Source organism: Companilactobacillus futsaii JCM 17355 (genome assembly GCF_001435505.1).
GTDB classification, from domain to species: domain Bacteria; phylum Bacillota; class Bacilli; order Lactobacillales; family Lactobacillaceae; genus Companilactobacillus; species Companilactobacillus futsaii.
In genome coordinates this window covers 25,119-32,283 of sequence record NZ_AZDO01000090.1, presented here as the reverse complement: position 1 = coordinate 32,283, position 7,165 = coordinate 25,119, and the positions used below count along the sequence as shown (strand labels likewise).

Here is a 7,165-nt window from a genome sequence, read left to right as displayed (position 1 = left end):
ATATTATTTGAATCAAAAAAATGTCAACTTGACAAGGACGAGTGCATTCCAGCCAATCACAGAACTTGCGCGGAAGACGGAAATTTACACTTACCCTCAAAAATAAATCCGTATGTTTTTTCTCAAAAAATTCAAAATTAAACTAAAACTAGAACATTAAACTACCATTAAAATAAAATAGTTCGTCCTTAAAACCAAAATGAAAAAAGTATTAATTTGCAATCGCTAACATTTTCCATTTTGATAAAAAATCTTCTATAATTAAAAATAAGCTTACTTAAAGGGGACTTAAAATTGCAAAAGCAAAAGTTTTTCCGGATAAGCTTAGGTTGGCAAATCATCATTGGTTTGATCCTAGGTATTATCTTGGGGCAGTTATTCTATCAGAATAAGGCTGCCATTCAAGTCATGCAAAACATTGGTACGATGTTTATTTCCATGATTCAAATGATTGTTTTACCAATCGTTATATCCTGTTTGACCGTTGGTATCGCCAATATGGGTGATATTAAGAAACTTGGTCGGATTGGATTAAAAACTTTAATTTATTTCGAAATTATGACAACAATAGCGATTATTATTGGTATTATCGTCGCTAATGTTACTCATCCCGGTACCTTTATCGATATTCATAGTCTAAAAGGTTCGGATATTAGTCAATATACTGCGACCGCTAAAACAGCCAAACATTCGGGTATTTGGTCAATCCTAATGAGTATCATTCCAACAAATATCTTTGCCTCGCTTGGAAAAGGCGACATGTTGCCAATTATCTTCTTCTCCGTATTGTTCGGGTTAGGAACAGCTTCAATTGGTAAACAAGGTAAAATTATCGTTGATGTTTTAAACGCTGTCGCCAATGTTATGTTCAAAGTAACTAACTGGGTTATGCGTTTAGCTCCAATTGGTGTCTGTGCTTTGATCGGTGTTACAGTTGGTGAGATGGGCTTTAATTCCCTTAAGCCACTGCTATTATTCATTGTGATTGCTTATGCAACAATGGCATTTTTCGTCTTTGTTGTCATGGCAGCTGTAGGACATTTGTTCCACGTTAGATTTTATGAAATGTTCAGAATTATTGAAAATGAAGTTACTTTAGCTTTCACAACTGCTAGTTCAGAAGCAGCTTTACCTAAGATGATGGAAAAAATGCAAGATTACGGTTCTTCCAAGGGAATCGTCTCATTCGTTATTCCAACTGGCTATACTTTTAACCTTGATGGTTCAGCCATTTATCAATCACTAGCTGCTTTGTTCTTGGCTCAAGCTTACAATATTCACTTGACGCTTGGGCAACAAATTACCCTTGTAGTAGTATTGATGTTAACATCTAAGGGGATGGCCGGAGTACCAGGTGCATCATTTGTCGTGCTACTAGCCACAGTTTCGACGATTGGTGTCCCAATGCAAGGTTTGACCTTCATTGCTGGTATTGACCGTCTCGTAGATATGGGACGTACTGCTGTCAACGTTGTTGGTAATTCACTAGCAACCGTTATTATTGCTAAGAGTGAGCATGAGTTCGATGAGGACAAGAGAGAGAAGTATGTCGCATCCTACAAGCGTGGAGACTAGATTTTCCATGTAGTAAGAAACAAACGATTTAAACACACGTAAATAGCCTACCGATAATTTTTATAATTACCGATAGGCTATTTTTTAGATAATATTCATAGACAAGACGATGGCATTCATGATGATGTGACTACCAGCGCTGACGTAAATATTTTTTGACTTGTAATAAACAAAGGCAAACCATAATCCCATTGCCACGTAAACTAAAAATCTCGTATCTTGATGCATGAAAGCAAAGATAATCGCCGAAATAATTGCCGCAATATAGACATTAGTAGGCTTGATCAAGTTGGCAAAGAATACTCTTCTGAAGATGATTTCTTCCATAATCGGAGCGGCAATCATCACGTAAAGGAAATAGTAAGGATATTCTTTGACCATTAATAAAAGGCTAAAGGTGTTCGCTGAATTGATAGTAGTGTGAAAAATTAATTGATCTAAGAAACCAATACCATATTGAACGACGATGGCACCAACAGTTCCTAAAATAATCCATTGTAAATCGTGATTGAGATCGGATTTTTTTTCAAAGTCTAGTGGACCACTTAATTTAACTAAGTAGATCATCACACCAGTTGCGATGAGTGAACCTAGGGTAATGGTAAGAAAATACGCTGAGCCCGTGATAGAGAGCATTGATAGGACTGTTCCTAAAGATAACAACAGGATATAGGACAGCAGCGTTAAAAACTGATTTTTTTGGTAAGACATGATTCCCTCCGAATTTTTTAAAGGTAAATACTTGCAACTTCACAATATAATGTTAATATAAAACTTGTGATTAGCACAAGAGATGTTTGAGTGCTAAAAAAGTTAAACAAACGTAGAATTACTATATTGGAGGTATTTAAATTGTTAAAACCACTTGGAGATAGAGTCATTGTAACAGTCGATAAAGAAGAAGAAAAGACAGTCGGTGGAATTGTTTTAGCTAACAACGCTAAAGAAAAGCCACAAACAGCCGAAGTTGTTGCTGTTGGTGCTGGATTAGTTACTGACGACGGCAAAACAGTGCCTATGAACGTTAAGAAGGGTGACAAAGTTCTTTTTGACAAATATGCAGGCTCAACAGTTAAGTATGAAGACAATGAATATTTAATCCTTCACGAAAAAGATATTATGGCAATCGTTGAATAAAAACGTTAAATAAGACAATTACTTTTAGATAAATTTTTAAAGAATATGGAGTGTGAAATTTAATGGCAAAACAAATTAAGTTTTCAGAAGATGCACGTTCAAAGATGATGGACGGTGTTAACAAATTAGCTGACACAGTTAAGACAACAATCGGACCTAAGGGTAGAAACGTTGTTCTTGAAAAGAGTTACGGTTCACCAGAAATCACAAATGATGGTGTTACAATCGCTAAGAGCATCGAACTAGAAGACCACTTTGAAAATATGGGTGCAAAATTAGTTTCTGAAGTAGCTTCAAAGACAAATGACATTGCCGGTGACGGTACTACTACAGCTACTGTTTTGACACAAGCAATTGTTAAAGAAGGTATGAAGAACGTTACGGCCGGTGCTAACCCTGTTGGTATCAGAACTGGTATCGAAAAGGCTACAAACGCTGCAGTTGAAGAACTTCACAATATTTCACACAAGGTTTCAGGTAAGAGCGATATTGCCCAAGTAGCTTCAGTTTCATCAGCTAGTGAAGAAACAGGTAAGTTGATCGCTGACGCCATGGAAAAAGTTGGTAACGATGGTGTTATCACAATTGAAGAATCAAAGGGTATCGATACAACTTTAGATGTTGTTGAAGGTATGCAATTCGATCGTGGATACATTTCACAATACATGGTTACAGATAACGACAAGATGGAAGCTGACCTCGACAATCCTTACATCTTGATCACTGACAAGAAGATTTCAAACATCCAAGATATCTTGCCATTACTACAAAAGATTGTTCAACAAGGTAAGTCACTACTTATCATTGCTGATGATATTGATGGTGAAGCATTACCAACACTTGTTTTGAACAAGATTCGTGGTACATTCAACGTTGTTGCTGTTAAGGCTCCTGGCTTTGGTGACCGTCGTAAGGCTCAACTAGAAGATATCGCTACATTGACTGGTGGTACAGTTATTACTTCTGATCTAGGTCTTGAACTAAAAGACACAACAATGGATCAATTAGGTCAAGCTGGTAAGGTTACAGTTACAAAAGACAACACAACAATCGTTGAAGGTTCAGGTAACAAGGATGCTATCAACGAACGTGTTGACTTGATCAAGAAACAAATCGCTGAAACAACTTCAGACTTTGACAAGGAAAAACTACAAGAACGTCTAGCTAAATTGGCTGGTGGTGTTGCTGTTGTTAAAGTTGGTGCTGCTACTGAAACAGAACTTAAAGAACGTAAATACAGAATTGAAGATGCTCTAAATGCCACACGTGCCGCTGTTGAAGAAGGTTACGTTGCTGGTGGTGGTACAGCTTTGATGAACGTACTTTGCAAGGTTCAAGAATTAAAGGCTGAAGGCGACGTTCAAACAGGTATCAACATCGTTGCTCGTGCTTTGGAAGAACCATTACGTCAAATCGCTGAAAATGCTGGTTACGAAGGTTCAGTTATTGTTGAACATATCAAAGACCAAGAAAACGAAATTGGTTTCAACGCTGCTACTGACAAGTGGGAAAACATGGTAAAAGCCGGAATCATCGATCCAACTAAGGTAACACGTTCAGCACTACAAAATGCTGCCAGTGTTGCATCACTATTGTTGACAACAGAAGCAGTTGTTGCTGACAAGCCAGAACCAAAGGATAACAATGCTGCACCTGCTGGTGGTAACCCTGCTGCCGGTGGTATGGGCGGTATGATGTAATCTAACCCCTTAATAAATAATAATTATAAAAGCGCTAGTAGATTGTCTACTAACGCTTTTTTTGTACCTCATTCAATTGGTGTATCAGCAATCGTCCAAGTTACTTGGCCAGTATATTGACCCGATGTTGCTGTGCTAGGAACTCTTAATTTCCACTTATCTAGACCGACATATTTAGTCAGATCCAGTGGTTCATCTGAGCCGACGAATTCTTGATTGTTGATGGGAATTCCTGTTGAAGATATCGGCTCCCAATCATCAGGTTCACCATCATAATTGTTGTCGAGTAATAATGATAATCCGTCGTCTTGAATCAATTTTTCATCACCTTTAGCTAGAGCCTGCTCACTATTGTTGTCGTAACTGACCAGAACTTGATAAGGAGTTTCGGCACTGTGGCTGACAATGAGGCTTCCTTTAGTCTGCTTATTCGTCAGCATCTTTTCGGTGCCGGTGGAGTTGATGCTACCAAAATCGATTAATTCTGGGACTTCGATGAAGGAAGTTGTTGGAACAGGAGGATGAACGTGAATATAGATGGAATCTGAAGGATCAATGCTTAAAACTTTACTATTGATATCTTTAACATTTTCCATAGTACTACTGTTTTGAATTGTTTCTTCTGTTGAACTGTTTACTTTAATTCTATAAACAAATGTATTTGGTTGGCCAGCGGGTGTATAGTGTGTGTGCAGACCGCTTTGAATAGCATCTTGAACGGGTACGCCATTCATATAGACACTACCAGAGATTAGTGATAATTTATCTTTTTCAATATTTAAACCATCACCATCATCATCGAGAGCTTTATTTTTATATATAGCATCTTTTGCTGTACCTACACTAACTGTGAAAATGGACTTGATTTCAAGCGTATCCCCGGTAGTGGCATCTACGCTATCAGAGAAATCACTGCCAGGATCAGCAGTAACGTTACGTACTTGATGAGTAAAATCATAGGCATAGTCTGGTGTTTCAATAGGGATGTCGACACTATCTTCATAAGTTCTAGTATCACTAAAGCCTTTATTGTAACCAGTAAACTTAACCGTATTAGTGATTATTCCATTAGTTGCATAAACAGGAGCTTTGTTATTAATAGTGGCATCAAATTCATAGGTTGCGGTTGCACCATCGGTAACACCAACGTTAGGATTATAATCAATTCCGTTTCCACTAGCCAAAGCACTGTTAGGGTCGATAGTTAAGCCAGTTGGTAAATCATCCCTTATTTTAGAAATTATCCAATTAGAACCGTAACCGTCATTTCTTACTGATAGAGTAAAGTGCAATTTATCGCCAACATTATTGGTTCCATCTTTAGAAGTAAGATTCTTGTAGGTTTTTTTGACAGTTGGAATGGCATAAGGTTTAACAGTCGCACCGATATTTGAAACGAATTTTGCTACGCCTCCTGGTGCAAGGGTAGTATACGGCCATCTTAAAATATAAGAAGTGTCTTGTTTGCCATTACCGTTAACAATCTTGTATTCTTGGCCAGAATTACTTTTTCCAATTAATAAATTTTGATCGGCTTTAGCGTTGGTATCACCGTCTAAGCTGGAAGAATGATTATCGTTTGTTACTACTGGAAGCGTTGGAGAAGAAATTTCAACTTTATTATTATCTTTTCCCTTAATACTCCAGTTGTCAGGATAGGCAAGAACTCTACCCATGAAATCTTTGAACCCACCATCTATATTGTTGGTAATAAATAATTTTGATTCGGAATTTTTTAAACCGCTTTCGATGTATAAGCCTAAACCGCCGCCAATTGCGAACATAGGGACATTATCAACCGAACTATTATCGCCATTATTTGGATTCAATCCTGTATCTTCTCCATAGAAAGGTTGAAAAGTAACATTCTTACTTCCTGGGTTGTATACATAAAGTTCACGCTGAAGGACTGGAGAACCACTAGGAGATGGTCTGAGTACTATTTCAAAAAAGACACCTTTTTTATAAAAATGTCCGACCATTTTAAGTATTTTTTTACCATTTTTGTCTGTGGCAGTATAAAATAATTTATAAATACCACCATTAGCAGAATCAATTTGAGAGGCATTTGCTAACAAATTCATATCTGCATAAAAATTACTAGCACTTTGACTACTTTCCAATAACGCGAAATCAATTGAAGTGTTAGATGCATTTTCGGGAGATCCGCCGATATAAGAATCTTCACCTTGATGTAAAATACCGTAGTATTTACCATTATCGTCTAGAAAAATGTTTATTTTCGAATTTGATATTTTGGGAAACAAAACAGTACTTTGATGTGAAATGGTTTTATCACCGGCTTTAACATTTCCATTAACGTCACGAGCTGCTCCGAAGGCGTAACCTAAAGAGATATTTCCACCAATTGGAATTTTTCCGACTTCGTTAGTTGCTAAGTCTCCTTTAAAAGTCCAAGAGTCAATGCCATCATATTTTCTCATAACTTTTTCTGCATCCGTAACAGCAGACTTAGAGATGGTTGCTGCAGCAGCTTTTGCTTTGGTAGTATTAAAAGTTAAAACCATCAATAAAGCTGTGAAAACTAATAACAATACCTTGGGAATCGATTGATAACCTTTCATTTTATTTTCCCCCGTAGAAATATATTTATACAAAATCCATCATTCTTGAATATATCTTTATAACATATATTATATAGTGAATTTATTAACAAAATGATTCAGTTATTCAGTCTTTTTTTTTCGCGAAATGAAAAAAGCCATTATCCCAAAATTTTTCTTTGGAATAAT

5 protein-coding genes are annotated in these 7,165 nt (G+C 36.9%); 3 read left to right on the top strand and 2 right to left on the bottom strand.

Annotation, left to right across the window (positions count from 1 at the left end; genetic code table 11):
- Positions 1-294 precede the first annotated feature (294 nt).
- On the top strand, positions 295-1,575 hold the full coding sequence (locus FC88_RS07365) for a cation:dicarboxylate symporter family transporter (RefSeq protein WP_057814296.1): 1,281 nt from the start codon (positions 295-297) through the stop codon (positions 1,573-1,575).
- A gap of 84 nt (positions 1,576-1,659) precedes the next feature.
- Here FC88_RS07365 and FC88_RS07360 read toward each other — a convergent pair whose 3' ends face one another.
- Entirely contained in the window at positions 1,660-2,286 is a 627-nt protein-coding gene (locus FC88_RS07360; RefSeq protein WP_229239875.1) for a CPBP family intramembrane glutamic endopeptidase, read from the bottom strand.
- Between the two features lie 141 nt (positions 2,287-2,427).
- Between FC88_RS07360 and groES the strand changes: the two genes are divergently transcribed.
- Positions 2,428-2,712 (top strand): co-chaperone GroES, encoded by a 285-nt coding sequence (gene groES / locus FC88_RS07355; RefSeq protein WP_057814295.1) that lies wholly within the window; start codon positions 2,428-2,430, stop codon positions 2,710-2,712.
- 62 nt (positions 2,713-2,774) lie between these two features.
- Complete coding sequence (gene groL, locus FC88_RS07350; protein ID WP_057814293.1) at positions 2,775-4,412, top strand: chaperonin GroEL; 1,638 nt, start codon at positions 2,775-2,777, stop codon at positions 4,410-4,412.
- A gap of 68 nt (positions 4,413-4,480) precedes the next feature.
- Here groL and FC88_RS07345 read toward each other — a convergent pair whose 3' ends face one another.
- A complete protein-coding gene (locus FC88_RS07345) occupies positions 4,481-6,997 on the bottom strand; it encodes an isopeptide-forming domain-containing fimbrial protein (RefSeq protein WP_057814292.1) in 2,517 nt (838 codons plus the stop codon).
- Positions 6,998-7,165 lie beyond the last annotated feature (168 nt).

Excerpts from the sequence above, each read along its gene's own strand:
- groL (WP_057814293.1), top strand. The coding sequence starts at position 2,775 with ATGGCAAAACAAATTAAGTTTTCAGAAGATGCACGTTCAAAGATGATG.
- FC88_RS07345 (WP_057814292.1), bottom strand. The coding sequence starts at position 6,997 with ATGAAAGGTTATCAATCGATTCCCAAGGTATTGTTATTAGTTTTCACA.
- FC88_RS07360 (WP_229239875.1), bottom strand. The coding sequence starts at position 2,286 with ATGTCTTACCAAAAAAATCAGTTTTTAACGCTGCTGTCCTATATCCTG.